Here is a 15,504-nt window from a genome sequence, read left to right as displayed (position 1 = left end):
TTAATGATATCATAATATTCGCGCTCCTATAAATCTAATTTTAAACCTAAAGTGAAAGTTCTGGCAATAGGTAAGCTTGTACCGTCGTAATTACCATTATAATTGATCAGCTCAGGATCTCTACCGGAGAAACTGGTAATGGTTAGCAGGTTACTGCCTGTTAAATACAGATAAGCTCTTCTGAATCCTAATTTGGCATTGGTTACAAACTTAGCTCTGGACAAATCGTAACCTACCGTAACTGAACGAAGCTTGATGTATGAAGCGTTTTCCAGGAAAAGATCCTGATCTGCGCGATAAGGAACAACATTGCTCCACACGTTATAAATGGGATAGGTTTTTAAATTGTCTCTGGTTTCCCAAGAGGTAATCTCTTTTACCGAATTGATATCACTTGCAGATTCTTTATTTGCAAAATCATAGCGGGTGGCATCAAACTGATTAATTGCTTTCTGACCAATAGCAAAAAATAAATGAAAGTTCAGATCGAAGTTGCCATATCTGAAATCGTTCATCCAGCCCCCGATTAATTTCGGCATTCTATCACCACTAAACTGTTTGTCTTCATCTGTAATATTGAAATCGCCGTTATAATCTGCCCATCTCGGATCTCCAGCCTTAAGTGCCAGGCCATTGAACGTTAATTTTTGTCCATTAGCTGGATTGGTTGGTACCTCTGCATCAGAATTATAAATTCCATTGTTGGTATAAAGCCAGTAAGTTCCCACCGATTCTCCTACTTTCAACTTATTATCTCCAATAACAAGCTCAGTTAAACCATCAGGCAAAGCCGTTAGTTTATTAATGTTATAATTAAAATTGATGCCTGTTGTCCATGACAATGCTTTTTCGTTTTGAAGGATATTTCCGGTGAAGCTTAAATCAACACCTTTATTATTTATGGCCATTCCGTTTTTATAGATACTTGCGTAACCGCTTTCTGCTGATAGCGGAATGTTTAAGAGTTGGTTTTTATCATCACGATTATAAAAAGTTACTGCTGCAGATAGTCTGTTGTTTAACATGGTGGCTGATGCCGCTACATTAAAGCGATCAGTATAAGGTAGCGTTACGCCGTAACCCACCCAACCCGTATTGTAAGGACGGGAAATTCCTTGAAAACCACCAAAAGTCGGAATGGTTGGTTCTTCGTTCCATCCATATTCTGTGCGGTACTGTGGTCCTGCTCCAAAGCGGTCATCCACAAAAATTTTTGCCGATCTTGCCCATGAGACACCAAGTTTGAAGTCATCAAAAAATTTGTTATCGGTTAATAACTGGTTTTTCAGGTTCCAGTCTAAACTAAAAGCAGGTGTATTGATCCAACGGCTATCTGGTTGACCATTTGATGATCCATCTCTTCTTAAAATAGCCCCGAAAGACAACAAATCTTTGTATTTATATTTAACTGCTCCAAAGAATGAAACCAAGCCATTCTTCATCTTATCAGAATATCTAAACAAGTAGAAATTCCCAACAGCATTTAAATAACCGGGATCAGTATTCTTAGGATCGCCATTTACAACATTGATTTTAATAAAATCGCTACTGCCATTATATCCCCTTGCATAGTTATACTTATAAGCATCGCCTTGTAATGACTGGCCCAGTTCAAAATCGAAAGCATGGTTTTTATTAAGATCATACTTATAGGTTAACAGGTTGTTTAAACCGAAACGTTGATTATAGCCAAAAAATCCAGATACATAATTAACCCCATCCATTAAAGTTGTTGGGTAAAAAGCATCACGTAATCCTTCATTATAATCAAATACAACCGCTGTATTAAAGTTTAGCTTAGGCATTAATTTGAAATTTAATGCCAATGATCCGTTTAATAAGTTATTTCTGTTATCGTCAACAACCTTATTGTATTCATTTAAAAACAGCTGATAATTGTCTTTATTAGGCGACAAAGGGTTAGAAAAATCTGGCAAATACCTTACTTCGGCGAAACGATCACGTAAACTTCTGTTTCTATCTCTGTCCATTCTGGCCGCGTTCAAAAAACTTGATACGGTTAACCAGCTAAAAGGCATCATGTTAATGGCGAAATAAGCGTTATACTTCGTTAATGCGGTTTCGTCGGCATTGCTGGCATTTTTCATTCCGGTTCCGTAAAAGCGGAAATTTGCCCTTTCAGTACCACCTGTAATCCCTAAATTAACACCATAAATTTTTGCGTTTTTATAATACAAATCATTCCAGTTGGATTTTCCGAAATAATCAAGGTTGGTAGAATCCCTTAAAAAGCTGGCATAGTTATTATAATTGGCTGTTGAGGCATACTTCTGATAAAACGGTGTCCTGAAATTATTTTCAAATACCCCATTTACAGTCTGCACCTCACTGGCAGGCGCCATGCCTACATAGGAGTTTAAACTTATCTCCCGTAAACCGCTCTTTGCCGCCTTAGTGGTAATCCAGATTGCACCATTTGCAGCATTGGGGCCTAATTTTGCTAATGCTATAGGGTCTTTAAGCACCTCGATGGATTGGATATTATCTATATCAATGTTTGCCAGCAAATTGGTTGCAGGCCCAATCCTATTGTAATCATATTTCTGAACATCATAAGCAAAGGGATTGTCCTGAACGAGATATACACCATTGATATATACTGCAGGTTGTACATTATAAATATCCTTTTTCGTGAAAATCGGCGCTGAAGTTCCTTGTATAATCATACTCTGCTCTGTACCCGGTTCGCCCGTAGTCTCCTGAACATAAAGGCCCGCAATGTTACCTTTTAACATCTGTTGCAAAGACAGATTTGGGATTGCTCGCGAATATGATACCTTTAATGAATCCTGATTATGAGTAAATTGATAGTCAAATCCTGGAGCCCTACCTAAAGTTTTGTTTTTCAGGCTATCTTTTATAGTAGTATCCTTTGCAATCTTCCGATTTTTAGCGGTATCGATAGCAATTGCATGAGATTTCTCTACTACTCGCTTAACTTTAAAGGTATAATGATGGGCAAATAATACCGTATGTAATGATCTCGCCTTAACGGCAGAAAAACCAAAAATAGGTAACAATAAAGCACAAAAAATGCCTGTAATGATTTTAACCATTTTATTAGTTTAATTAAGTTTTTAGTATTTGAAGAAGAAAATGCCGGTCCTAAAACGTTGATTGATATTCAGGACTGTTTGAGCTTCTTGGGCATAGCAATGCCTGGGGACAAAGAGTAAAATTTTTGAACATAGAGATTAGGTTGTGATTAGTTTATAATATTATACAAGCTTGTTAGGCTTATATTTAGTTTGTTTGTTGTATTCGCATCCTGGTTAGGGATGTATATATTTTATCATGCACACCTTTAATTATGTTTTTATTAAAAAGGTGCTTTGGTTACGCTTAATAAAATAGGATAGTTTTTCTTGTTTGTTGATACAAGGTATAGATAAGAATTAATCAATTTTATTTTTTTTCAACGCAAACGTTTGATTAATTTTTCGTGTTTTTAAGCTTGTAATTAAATGATTCACAGCTTATATAAGAAATATTTAAAGGGTAATGGGAAAGCTTTATGCCTCATATTCTCCTATTATACCCTCATTTACCAAAATTAGGTTCGAATAGAATTCCCTTTACAAAAAAGCTACTTCACACAATCTCTTTAACAACTTTTATTACTTGTCAGATTGACAAAAAATAAAAGTCTAAAAATAGCGCTCAAATTATTTGAGCGCAAACGTTTGATTTTAATTAAAATATTGATAAACAGAGTGTTAAATACACATAAAATATGCGAACTGAATAAAAAAAAGACGAGTTATTTGATTTTAGCTTACTTTCAAAAGCATCCAATAACCAAAAATAATATACGCTTGAAATTTTCAGCAGCAGAAGGCGTACTTTCTGTTCTTTATGCGTTTTCGTTTCTGGTATTTACAATACTCATGAAGACAGGAAGTCTTCCTGTTTTAACCATTGCACATACTAATACTGCATTTTTTACATAATCCACTTGTAAAAAGACTTTAGATTTTCTAAATATCGATCTAATTGGAAAGTTCCACAGCCCCCGCTTGCATAACACTAAGCATAGTTCTATATTCGTTTAAGGAGCGTTAATTTAGATTCGGGGGACCAGCCGTGAGGCTAGTTCCCCGTTCTTATTTTAAACCCATAAACAAATTAACAATGGCCAATTCCATTGCTGATAAGCCTATATTATTTTCATTGCACTTCTGTTTAACCAACCTGATCATCATCCAGGTAACCTAAACCTGATTTTCATTTTCCCGGTTGAATTGCATGATTTTATTGCTTAAATGATTGATTCACCTGCCAAAAAGATAAAAAAAATGAAATTGGCGATTCTGCACACTTTTGATTGTCTAATTTCACAACATTTAGTAAAACCATTCGGCCTTTTTATCAGGTTTTTAAAGCCAAAACCTGGTTCAGCTCCAGGCGCTGATAGGAAAAGATAGTATCCCTAAATTTCTGCTATTCAATAAAGGAGTAACATGCTGTTTAGCAAATCATCACTTTTGCTTATATTTCTCATGCTAAACAAACTAAGCAAAAACTTATCTCATATTGTTTTGTTGTTAGTTTTGATTTAATTGAAAAAATAAGCTTCTATGGATTTAAACCCCTACTTTTTGAATAATGAATCGCTGTTATCAGTAATACAGGTTACTCCAACCGCCACTGCAATTCATGTTTCAGAAGATGCTGTAATCCAGTTTGCAAATGATGCCATGCTTAAAATCTGGGGGAAAGACCAGCAAGTTATCGGTAAATCATTAGCTGAAGCTTTACCCGAATTGAAAGGACAACCTTTTATTGATATGTTTAAAAGGGTTTGGAATGAAGGTTTAACTATTAAGGGCTCTGATACCGCTGCAACACTCAATATTGATGGAGTCTTAAAAACCTTTTATTTCGATTTCGAATATAGGGCCATCAAAAATAAAGCAGGTGATGTAATTTGTATTTTACATACGGCGATTGATGTTACGGATCGTTTTTTAAAACAGGAAGCCGAAAGGTTATCTACTGAGAAACAAGAAGCCCTGGAACGTGAACAGGCACTTAATGAAGAACTCGCCGCAACAAATGAAGAGTTAAGCGCTACCAATGATGAGCTCCTGACTACCCAGGAAACGCTCTCACAATTGAATATAGAACTCGAAAATCGGGTGGCCGAACGGGTAAAACAACTTTCTGAAAGTGAGAGCAGATTTAGAACCATGGCAGAGGGTACCGATATTTTAATTGCTGTTGGCGATGAAAATGGAAATGCCATCTATTTTAATAAAGCCTGGACCAAACTCACTGGCAGGAGAATGGAAGATTTACTGGAGTTTGGCTGGGTTGATCTTATTCACCCGGATGATAAAGAGATTTATCTAAATATTTATCTGGATGCTTTTAAACTGCGAACCACCTTTACCGGCGAATTTAGAATATTAACTGCCAAAGGCGATTATCACTGGCTGCTTGCGGTTGGCCCTCCCCGTTTTAATCCTGATGGAACATTTGCTGGCTACATTAGTTCCTGTACCGACATTTCTATCCTCAAAAAACAAGAGGAAGATTTACAAGCGCTCAATGAGGAATTGGCAACTATAAATGAAGAATTGATGTCTTCCAATGAGGAACTTTCATTAACCAATGATACATTAGGAAAAACGCAAAAACAATTAATTGAATCGCTGAATAAACTTACTGATAGCGAGCAAAAATTAATGCTCGCTATCGAGACTGGAAATATGGGAACCTGGAGTATCAATCCTGAAACCCAACGAGTGGATATGTCGAAGTTTGTAAAAGACATGCTGGGCCTGCCAATTGAGAATGATGTTGAGATTAACGACATCATGAAAGCTGTAGATCCGGATTATCATGACATGCTCTTTTCTGCATTGAAAAATGCACTTGAAACGCACGAAAGTTCGGACACAGAATATCCAATTACCAATTTAAAAAGCGGTAAACTCAAATGGGTTAAGGCCACAGGCCGGGTATTTACAGATGAGGATGGCAAAGCCGTAACTTACTCAGGCTTATTTATGGATATTACTGAACGTAAGCTGGATGAGATCCGAAAAAATGATTTCATCGGAATGGTAAGTCATGAGTTAAAAACACCTTTAACGGCCCTTTATGGTTATATTCAGGTGCTCCAACACCGTGCAAGCAAAGTTCAGGAAGACTATTTTATCCAGGCACTGGCTAAAGCAAACATCCAGATTAAGAAAATGACTTCTATGATTAATGGCTTCCTGAATGTTTCGAGATTGGAATCGAGCAAACTGCTCATTAACAAAAGCTTATTCAGGTTAGATGAACTGATTGCTGAAATTGTTGAAGACAGCTACATATCACCTTCTACACACCAGGTAATACTAAAACCTACCTGTGAGGTTTCGTTGCATGCAGATCGGGAAAAAATAGGTAGTGTAGTTAGTAATCTGATCAGTAATGCTTTCAAATATTCCGAAAATGGAACAGAGGTATTAATAAGTTGTGAGATTATTGAAGATCATGTTCAGGTAGCTGTAAAAGATTACGGCATCGGAATCAGTGCCGAAGATATTAAAAGCCTGTTCCAAAGATATTATCGAGTAGAAAGCAACCATACCATATCGGGTTTTGGCATTGGCTTATATCTTTGTTACGAAATTGTTCAGAGACATGGTGGTAGAATTTGGGTAGAAAGCCAACCCGGACAGGGATCTATATTCTATTTTACCCTGCCACTTGCTTAAATCTGATTGAAATTTTTAAATGAAGATTGGTGGCCAGCTGTAGGGCAGCAAAAAACGGCAGCATGTTTAAATACATTTTGCATGCTAAAGCCTGATAAATCTCCATGTTGATACTCTTCTACTAGCTTGTGTAGGCCGCGGGCCGAATATATACCGCAAAAAGGCTCAAAAAAAGAGGGATTTTTGTAGATCCAATAATCATAATCCGGATTTTGAGCTACCTTATCAATAATATTTTTGATGGTTTCTCCTTTCATTTCGATCATATCACAGGCTAAAATCAGCCAGTTGTTTTCCGGGAAGGCATTATGTGCAGACAAAATTCCCCGCAAAGGTCCTGGAGCATCAACCGCGTCATAAATAAATTGATCAGAGGGGAAAAACTTGTTGTATCGCATTTCCTGACTGGCATTGATACTCAAAAAATATTCCATCTCCAGCGCTTCGAAAAGGTTCGATACAATTTTTACCCAAGGTTGCCCGTTCTCAACGATTAAACCTTTATCCCGGCCCATTCGTTTGCTTTCACCTCCACAAAGTATTAAACCCTGCAATTTCATCATTTATGATCTGTATGTCCTAAATCCATTTCCGGGCTTACCATATCCCGCACCAATCTTTTTAACTCTTTAATTTCTGGAAATCGTTGCATTTCCTTCCTGTCGAAAATGGCCTTATCATCTACAGAAATAATAAAAGTCCCTCCGGTTTCACTCGGAATAAGTGTAACTCCTTTTATTTCCTCCGAAAAAGTAGTCAATAACTCCTGTGCCATGTATGCAGAACGTAAAAGCCAACCACATTTGGGGCAATATTCTATGGATATTATTGGTTTCATTTTATTCGTATCAAGTATTTAGCAGTAAGTGCTCAGTAGCAAGTATTAAGTAGCAAGTATCAATTTGTCAATGCCTAAATAAGGTTGACCAGTGTTAGTTTACAATTTGCATTGATTTTCCAATATTTCTTATTTTGCTCTTTTGCATTGAGGTTTCTTTAAGTTGGCGTTCAAATTTAATTGGTGTGAGTCTTTGTAACCCAATATGTGGTTTATCAAAGTTATAAAGTTTAACGCTTCGGTCAACTTCTTTTATCAGCTCATTAAGATTCCTGATCCTTCTGTGCTTTAGATAATTGTTTTTGATTACACCGTTAATCCTTTCTGCTTTACCATTTTCCCAGGCAAATTCACACATACTGTTTAATATTTTGTGTTGTCTGGTCAGCTTGAGGAACTCCTTGTCATAATACTGGCCTCCACCATCTGAATGGAAGATCAACCCCTCCAGGTTTTCCCTTTTGCGTTCTTTTAGTGCCATTCTTAAAGCAGGGAGTGTAGTCTGGTCGGTTAGCAACCTGCCCGAGGTATGGTGCCCAAGGATACGCCTTGAAAAGGCATCAATTATGAAGGTTAGGTAATAAAAACGTCCGTTCAACTCAAAATAGGTAATATCACTTTGCCAAAGTTGGTCGATATTGCTTAAACAAAGATTATTGGCAAGGTTCTCAAAGCGGGTAACGCCACTACTGTCGGTTGTCCTGCGCCAATTCTTAACCCGCTTAACGCTGAGGTTCTCACAGCTGCAATAGGCTTCAAATGCGTCCCGGCCGATCCCTTCAGGCATTAGCTTATAGTACATCGCACGGCTACTCATGGTAGGATGGTCATTCCTTAGCTGATGGATGATGGGAAGCAGGGATTCCCGGCATTCCCGATGGCAGGCGGTGCGACCAAGTTGCTGATGGAAGGCTTGCTTGCTTATCCCTATACTGGTGTAGAAGAAATTCATACTGTAGGAGAATCGTTGTCTGTTCCCCCAGAAATATCGGGCAGTCGGGTAGAAAGTTTTTTTTTAATATCCACACCATACATCTCTTCTGCGATTTCGATCTGCTTCTCACGAAAATCAAGCAGGATCTGCTTTTGTCCTACCATACGTTCCAGTTCTGCTACCTTTTTTTTCAGGGCAAGAAGCTCCTGGGTATCACTCTGGCTTTCAACTATCAAACGATCTTTTTTCTCTCTCATAATACCAAATTTAGCAATCCATCTGTAAACACTGGTGCGACTTACCTGATATTGTTTGCAAACATCTGATATGGAAGCCAGCCCACACTCTAGCTCCCTAACTTTCTGGACCTTGAAATTGTCACTAAATACTCGCATTAAACGCTCCTTAGAGTTTAATCCTAAAACTGTTGATGTTCCCATTTTTTATATGTTTAAAAATTTAAAAAACGGTCAACTTATTTCAGGCATCGACAATTATTAAGTATCAAGAGGCGATGAAATAAAAGCTTTACATCTAACCACTCAACACTAATTACTTAAATAAGCATTAAAGCCGTTTCGACTTGGGGCTTATTAGTTTATACTCACGACTGTTGACGACTTTCAGGTACCTAATGTAGCTAAAGTTTGAAAATTAATCGTTATAAAATCTGCTTTTGCAGCATCACACACCGGGCAGGTATATGCTGGCGACAATGAATCAAAAGGTACGCCGGGCGTTATGCCATTTTCAGGCTCACCATACTGTTCATCGTATATCGTAAAACAGTTCTGGCATTGTTGTACCCAATAAGTGCTGCTAGCTGTAGATTCCTGTTGTGATTCATCTGATTTGAGCTCAGTTCCAATAAGGTTATTTAAGCCCAGCTGGTCGTAATACAGGTTGCTTAAATCTGAAAGATGCTGATCTAATACTGTAAGTGCGAGCTTCCTTTTGTACACTACATAATTTTTCGAATTTGGATTAAAATCTGGTGTATAAAGAATATCGAACCTATCGGTAGCTTTTTTTGCTGATTTGGCATTGTTCAACAACCTTTTAATTACCACAGAGCCAAATAAACCACTTTTAGGTTGTGTTTTTATGGCAAAGCAAAGCCCGTGTGTTTTTAAATCCATGCTATCAAAACGCCTAACCAGGTAACGTTTTATCACCAATCCATCAGCAGAAAGATCTTCAACCTGCCAGTTTAATTCATTCGAAGCATGACGAACATTAATGTGATTTTTACCCAATACATAGCTCCAGTATTTTTGATCTTCCGCATCAATCCCCTTAATTAACATCGATTTCCAGGGGGTTGTATAAATTTTACCAATCTTAGTTTTCAGACAAATGGCACAAACATCCTTCAAAAATGCCAATGGGAACGTTTCGTCTCGCCTGTACACCCCTAGCCAGAACTTTTGTCCATATTTATTTAATCCTTCATAATAAGGGATGGTAAATTTTGGTAATTGCAGTTCCTCTATAACAGGTTGATGAAAGAATTGATAATTTTCCTGAACCCTTTCTCTCAAAAGACCTACAGTTGCACTTGATTTACTGTAAAAAACTTTCTCATCTGCTAAAATCACAGTCTCAATTGCTTTCGCTATGGCGGGAATATCAGCAGAATAAACCAAGCTTCCCCAATGCTGACTTTCCGTCATTTTAGGAAAACGGATAAATAAATACCAATAATTAGCGGTAGGGCTGGAAATAAAATTAATGTTCCCGGTAAAAAAGGGCACCAGATTTTGGGTGCTGTCAATAATGTTAACTTTTAAAGCCGGTTGATAATTAAAAGCATCCAATACATCTGCGTAAACACCTTCTGTTAACCAATTGGATCTGTTAAATAACTCATCAGTAACATAAGAACTTACAATGTTGGGATATTCATCAAAATTAACTTCATAATTAATTCTGGCGGTCTTAAGTTCGGCAATAAATTCATTCAGTTTTGGTTCTGCTACCGTGAGGTACAATTGCTGACGGGTTCCAAACTTAATGTCTTTAGCCTGTGCTGTTTCTGCCGCCTTAACAATGCTTAACAGATCTCCCGTAGATACAATTCCACCTGACAGATTGATTTTTACGATATTTTTTTGCTTGGTCATCCTGCTACCTCCAATTCATTAATTTCCTGTGAAAGCAAACGTTGTACTTCCGGCCTGCAAGAACCACATCCTGTGCCGGCGCCCGTTAAATTACAAATCTCTTTTAATGAGGTACATCCTTTGGCAATTTCCTGTTTAATATTCCCTTCGCCAACATTATTGCAGCTGCAAACCAATTTGCCAATTACAGGTGCAGCAGCTTTTCCGCTGCGCAAAAGCTGAAGGCGCTTTTCACTCAACTCTGTTCGGTTAGCAATCAATTCCTTAAATTCTAAAAACTCATTTTTATCACCAATCAAGATGGCTCCCACCAATCTGTCATGCTGAATAATGCATTTTTTATAATATCTTTTGGCCTGATCAATAAAAACAATCTCCTCATAATCAGTAGTATTCGGCCGTTCGGAGAGCCCCATGCTACACAAATCGAAACCATGCACCTTAATGATGTTCATCAGCAAAGTGCCTTGATAATAACTCGCTATATCTCCATTGAGATAGTGAGCCAATACGTCTGCTTGCTGCTCAGCGGCAGCAGTAATCCCAAATAGGCGACCTTCAAACTCTGCAATTTCTCCAATGGCGTAAATATCAGGATCGTTGGTTTGCAGTTTTTCATTTACAATGATGCCCGATTTAAAATCCAGCTGACACTCTTTACCCAGTTCAATATTAGGAACAGTACCAATGGCAAAAACGATCGCATCACAATTCAGTGTTCTTCCACTTTTTAAACGCAAACCAGTTACTTTATCCTGGCCATTAACCAGCTGTACTTCATCATTGTAGAAAATATCACATCCCTGATCAATCATCTCATCGTGCAGCATCTGGCTTCCTAAAACATCAAGCTGCCGGTCTAGGAAACGGGAAGAACGATGAACCACCGTTACCCGGGTATCACCTTCGCAAAGCGATGCAGCCAGCTCCAGTCCTAATAATCCACCGCCAACAATTACAACATGTGCATCCGGAGACAAATAAGTTTTAAAACTATCTGCATCAGGACGGCTTCTCATGGTAAAGATGCCTGGGAGCGGATAGATATTTTTGGGAAAGGCAGATCTGCTGCCAGTGGCCAGAATAAGTAAATCATATGGTGTGATATTACCTTCAGTATCTGTTACCGTTTTTTGCTGACGATCAATGTTGGTTACAGAAATCCCCTTCTTCATGTCAATCTGATATCCTGCCTCTTCCTCTTCATGCATTTTTACCAGCTGATCCCATTTTTGAGTTCCGGAAATGTAATCAGGTAGCATTACACGGTTATAAAAAGGTAAATTCTCCTTGCTGAATATGGTAATTTCGTCTGTTTGATTAAGCTCACGATAAGATTTCACAAAACCACAGGCTCCGGCACCTGCCCCAACAATTACAATTCTTTGTTTAGGTTTAATAAACTTTTGAACGCTAACCGCGCAATATTTAAAGTCGGGTTCTTTAGAAACCGGATCGAGCAAACTGTTTGTGAGGTTGTTAGTCCTATTTAAATCATTGTTCAACAGCTTTCCCCAGTGCATCGGCAGAAATACAACCCCCGGCTTTATTCCGTCACTCAATTTAGCTTTTAACCTCACCTCTCCCCTTCTGGATTTTACTTCAACTACATCGTCCTCCTTTATACTCAGTAGAAAAGCATCGTCAGGATGTATTTCCAGCATCGCTTTAGGGATATGCCTGTTAAGCTTATTCACCTTTCCCGTTTTGCTCATGGTGTGCCATTGATCTCTGATCCGGCCAGTTGTAAGCACCAGTGGGTAATCATCATCAATGGTTTCACTTGTATTCTGATCAGCAACGGGATGAAGGATGGCTTTTGAAGATGGCGTATAAAACTGTTTATCTGTAAATAATCTTTTGGTTTCTGTTGCGGCCCCTGTTTTAGGATATGGCCATTGAACTGTTTTCCGACTCTTTAATACACTATAATCTACGCCGGAAACGTCAATATTTGTACCTGCAGTTAATGCTGCGTGTTCTTTGTAAACAGCCTCATCGTTCTCAAAATCAAATCCCTGATAGCCCATTTTTTGTGCAAACCGACAGATAATTTCGCGATCCGGGAGTGCTTCTCCAGGTGCATCTATTACTTTAGATAGATGGCTGATTCTTCTCTCCGAATTAGTCATCGTTCCCTCTTTTTCAAGCCAGGTAGCTGCAGGCAAAATCACATCAGCGTAAGCTAAAGTTTCAGGTTTATTACTGATATCCTGAACAACTACATATTTGGCTTTTCTTAATGCTTTCTCTGCCTTTCTTACATCAGGCAAGCTCACCAACGGGTTGGTACACATGATCCAAATGGCTTTTAACTTACCACTTTCAAGTGCTTCAAACATTTCTGTTGCGGTTAAACCTGGTTGTGCCGCAATGCTTCCTCCTCCCCAAAACTTTTCCACTTCTGCCCGATGAGCAGGATTGTTCAATACGCGGTGAGCCGGTAAAAGATTAGATAAACCACCTACCTCCCTGCCCCCCATAGCATTGGGTTGCCCGGTTAAAGAAAATGGTCCAGAACCTGGTTTCCCAATATGTCCGGTAATCAGATTAAGATTGATAAGACTTAGGTTTTTATTAACGCCCACGGCACTTTGGTTCAATCCCATCGTCCACATAGTTAAAAAACCTTTTGATGCAGCGATGTATTCTGCTGCTAATTCAATATCTCTGGCGGGCACACCACAAATCTGGGCGGCTTCGTCTATGCTTCGTTCAAAAACCGATTGCTTGTATCGTTCATATCCCTCTGTGTGATGTTCTACAAAAGCATAGTCGATGTTTCCCTGTTCTATCAGAATCCTGCCGATTGCATTATTTAAAGTAATATCTGTACCCGGGTTAAGCTGCAAATGCAGATCCGCAACACTACAGGTATCGGTTTTCCGAGGGTCTATTACAATGATTTTTACATTGGGATTGGCCGATTTATGCGCTTCTACCCTTCTCCAAATGATGGGATGGCACCAGGCTGGATTTGCTCCTGTAACCATAAAACAATCAGCCAGTTCAATATCTTCATAGCAAATGGGTACACTATCTTCTCCTAATGCCATTTTATAGCCCACCACAGCACTGCTCATGCATAAACGCGAGTTAGTATCAATGTTATTGCTACCAATGAAGCCCTTCATCAGCTTGTTAACCACATAATATTCCTCCGTTAAACATTGGCCAGACATGTAAAATGCTACCGAATCTGGCCCATACTTATTGATAAATGTTTTAAATACGGCTGCTGTCCTTTCCAAGGCTGTATCCCAGTTAACCTTCTGTAATGGCATGTTCCTGTTAAACCGCATTTGCGGAAACAGCAAACGGTCTGAAGTATCGTTTGCAGTGTGATGCAGGTTCATCCCTTTGCTACAAAGCATGCCTTTATTTACAGGATGATCTGCATCACCTTCAAGACTAACTACTCCTTTTTTATCTTTGCTAACCAATATACCACATCCAGTACCGCAATAGCAGCAAGTAGAGGAGTATGTTTCTTTTCTATTCGTCGACATTTCTTAAGATTAGGGGAGAAATTGATTAACTTTTTGATTTTTATTAAGATTGCGCTACAAGAGGAGATTCCAAAACTTCTTCTTCCTCTGCTGAACCTTTGGTTGCAAACCGGGTAATTAATACCAATGCCGCAACAGCAATTACTACGTACCCGATGTATTGGAAAGCCTCTACATAAGTAATAGATTCAGATTTGAACAGGAACCCAAAAAGCATTCCGCCAACGTTACCACCAGCACCAACGATGCCACTAACCATCCCGGCGTTCTTCTCATTAATGAATGGAGTAATCGCATAAGTAGTTCCGTTAGCCATTTTTAAGAAAAGTGCAAAACCTAACATGGAAACAATGGCCATCGTTAACGAACCAGAATAGGCAAAGAGAATAATACCAATGCCTTCAAGAATCAGTAAACCTGCCAATAATAGTCCTTTACCCCTCATGCCGTATTTCTGGCTTACTTTGTCTGCGGCAATTCCACCTAAGGCCCTGGCAAAAAGGTTCATAAAGCCAAATATCCCGGCTAAAAATCCGGCAGTTGATTGAGAAAGGCTAAAAGTATCAGTAAAATGCAAAGCCGCTATACCATCAAAAGTGATTTCCATCCCGAAACAAACTGCATAAGCTAAAGCAAGCGACCATATTCTCCAATCTGCCAGCAAGCTCCAGTCAGTTTTAGAAGATGTTTTTTTGGCCCTATCGATTTCATCAAAATTACCTGCCGGAGTATCTTTAGTATATTTAAAATACAACCAGGCCATTATCAGCAATAAAACTCCAGGAAAAACCATGGCATAACGCCATGCCTGGGCATTAGTATAACCAAAACCTACAATTACCGAAAAAATTACAGGCATAAGCATATTGGTAATTCCTCCTCCAAGATTTCCCCAGCCACCTGCAACTGCATTGGCTGTTCCTTTTATTTTAGGACCAAACATCATTGAAGTATGAAATTGAGTAATTACGAATGAAGCGCCAATTACGCCAATTGCCAATCTGAATAATAAAAAAGTAGTGTAAGATTCGGCCAATCCTACTAACATTACCGGCAAAGCACCAACAAGCAATAGTCCGGTGTAAGTTTTTCTCGGCCCAAAGGTGTCGCAAAGTTTACCAATAATTAGTCTGGCAAAAATTGTTGCAGACACTGCAGCAATGATGGTATTGCCTACCTCCGATTTGCTCAATCCTAAATCAGCACGAATACTCGGCATTAGCGGGGCTAATCCAAACCAGCCAAAAAAGCATACGAAAAACGTTAGCCATGTAATGTGGAAGGTTCGCATTTGAGTGCCTTTAAAAGAAAATACGTTTAATTTTTCAAGTGGTTCTAGTTTGTTTGGGGTCATAACGAAATAAATTTA

The 15,504-nt window shown here is 38.7% G+C and carries 10 protein-coding genes; 2 read left to right on the top strand and 8 right to left on the bottom strand.

Features of this window, described 5'->3' with window-relative positions; all coding sequences use genetic code 11:
• Positions 1-26: 26 nt before the first annotated feature.
• Complete coding sequence (locus ACQY77_RS20730) at positions 27-3,077, bottom strand: SusC/RagA family TonB-linked outer membrane protein (RefSeq protein WP_421940411.1); 3,051 nt, start codon at positions 3,075-3,077, stop codon at positions 27-29.
• A 759-nt stretch (positions 3,078-3,836) separates the two neighbouring features.
• Here ACQY77_RS20730 and ACQY77_RS20725 point away from each other — a divergent pair.
• Positions 3,837-3,971, top strand: coding sequence for a hypothetical protein (locus ACQY77_RS20725; RefSeq protein WP_421940412.1), 135 nt, complete (start codon positions 3,837-3,839; stop codon positions 3,969-3,971).
• Between the two features lie 627 nt (positions 3,972-4,598).
• A complete protein-coding gene (locus ACQY77_RS20720) occupies positions 4,599-6,731 on the top strand; it encodes a PAS domain S-box protein (protein ID WP_421940413.1) in 2,133 nt (710 codons plus the stop codon).
• Here the strand turns inward: ACQY77_RS20720 and mobA are convergent.
• From mobA to ACQY77_RS20685, 7 genes are all read right to left on the bottom strand, one after another.
• Positions 6,728-7,294: a molybdenum cofactor guanylyltransferase gene (gene mobA / locus ACQY77_RS20715; RefSeq protein WP_421940414.1), complete on the bottom strand. Its 567-nt coding sequence runs from the start codon at positions 7,292-7,294 to the stop codon at positions 6,728-6,730. The genes ACQY77_RS20720 and mobA overlap by 4 nt on opposite strands.
• Positions 7,291-7,569: a SelT/SelW/SelH family protein gene (locus ACQY77_RS20710; protein WP_421940415.1), complete on the bottom strand. Its 279-nt coding sequence runs from the start codon at positions 7,567-7,569 to the stop codon at positions 7,291-7,293. The genes mobA and ACQY77_RS20710 overlap by 4 nt, the downstream gene beginning before the upstream one ends.
• Positions 7,570-7,663: 94 nt before the next feature.
• A complete protein-coding gene (locus ACQY77_RS20705) occupies positions 7,664-8,521 on the bottom strand; it encodes a transposase (RefSeq protein ID WP_421939147.1) in 858 nt (285 codons plus the stop codon).
• Entirely contained in the window at positions 8,518-8,943 is a 426-nt protein-coding gene (locus ACQY77_RS20700; protein WP_421939148.1) for a transposase, read from the bottom strand. Before ACQY77_RS20700 ends, ACQY77_RS20705 begins: the two co-directional genes overlap by 4 nt.
• A gap of 183 nt (positions 8,944-9,126) precedes the next feature.
• Positions 9,127-10,626 carry a rubredoxin gene (locus tag ACQY77_RS20695; protein WP_421940416.1) on the bottom strand — a complete coding sequence of 500 codons (1,500 nt, stop codon included), beginning with the start codon at positions 10,624-10,626 and terminating at the stop codon, positions 9,127-9,129.
• The gene (locus tag ACQY77_RS20690; RefSeq protein ID WP_421940417.1) at positions 10,623-14,135 is read right to left on the bottom strand and encodes a molybdopterin-dependent oxidoreductase; all 3,513 of its coding nucleotides are present in this window, start codon (positions 14,133-14,135) and stop codon (positions 10,623-10,625) included. Before ACQY77_RS20690 ends, ACQY77_RS20695 begins: the two co-directional genes overlap by 4 nt.
• Positions 14,136-14,178: 43 nt before the next feature.
• On the bottom strand, positions 14,179-15,489 hold the full coding sequence (locus tag ACQY77_RS20685) for an MFS transporter (protein ID WP_421940418.1): 1,311 nt from the start codon (positions 15,487-15,489) through the stop codon (positions 14,179-14,181).
• Positions 15,490-15,504 lie beyond the last annotated feature (15 nt).

The organism is Pedobacter sp., assembly GCF_965279535.1.
Classification (GTDB): domain Bacteria; phylum Bacteroidota; class Bacteroidia; order Sphingobacteriales; family Sphingobacteriaceae; genus Pedobacter.
The sequence above is the reverse complement of the archived record's forward strand: the minus strand, read 5'-3'. Positions and strand labels throughout refer to the sequence as shown.

What these genes read in the sequence shown, in the direction of transcription:
- ACQY77_RS20730 (WP_421940411.1), bottom strand. Translation starts at nt 3,077, where the DNA reads ATGGTTAAAATCATTACAGGCATTTTTTGTGCTTTATTGTTACCTATT.
- ACQY77_RS20720 (WP_421940413.1), top strand. Translation starts at nt 4,599, where the DNA reads ATGGATTTAAACCCCTACTTTTTGAATAATGAATCGCTGTTATCAGTA.
- mobA (WP_421940414.1), bottom strand. Translation starts at nt 7,294, where the DNA reads ATGATGAAATTGCAGGGTTTAATACTTTGTGGAGGTGAAAGCAAACGA.
- ACQY77_RS20710 (WP_421940415.1), bottom strand. Translation starts at nt 7,569, where the DNA reads ATGAAACCAATAATATCCATAGAATATTGCCCCAAATGTGGTTGGCTT.
- ACQY77_RS20705 (WP_421939147.1), bottom strand. Translation starts at nt 8,521, where the DNA reads ATGAATTTCTTCTACACCAGTATAGGGATAAGCAAGCAAGCCTTCCAT.
- ACQY77_RS20700 (WP_421939148.1), bottom strand. Translation starts at nt 8,943, where the DNA reads ATGGGAACATCAACAGTTTTAGGATTAAACTCTAAGGAGCGTTTAATG.
- ACQY77_RS20695 (WP_421940416.1), bottom strand. Translation starts at nt 10,626, where the DNA reads ATGACCAAGCAAAAAAATATCGTAAAAATCAATCTGTCAGGTGGAATT.
- ACQY77_RS20690 (WP_421940417.1), bottom strand. Translation starts at nt 14,135, where the DNA reads ATGTCGACGAATAGAAAAGAAACATACTCCTCTACTTGCTGCTATTGC.
- ACQY77_RS20685 (WP_421940418.1), bottom strand. Translation starts at nt 15,489, where the DNA reads ATGACCCCAAACAAACTAGAACCACTTGAAAAATTAAACGTATTTTCT.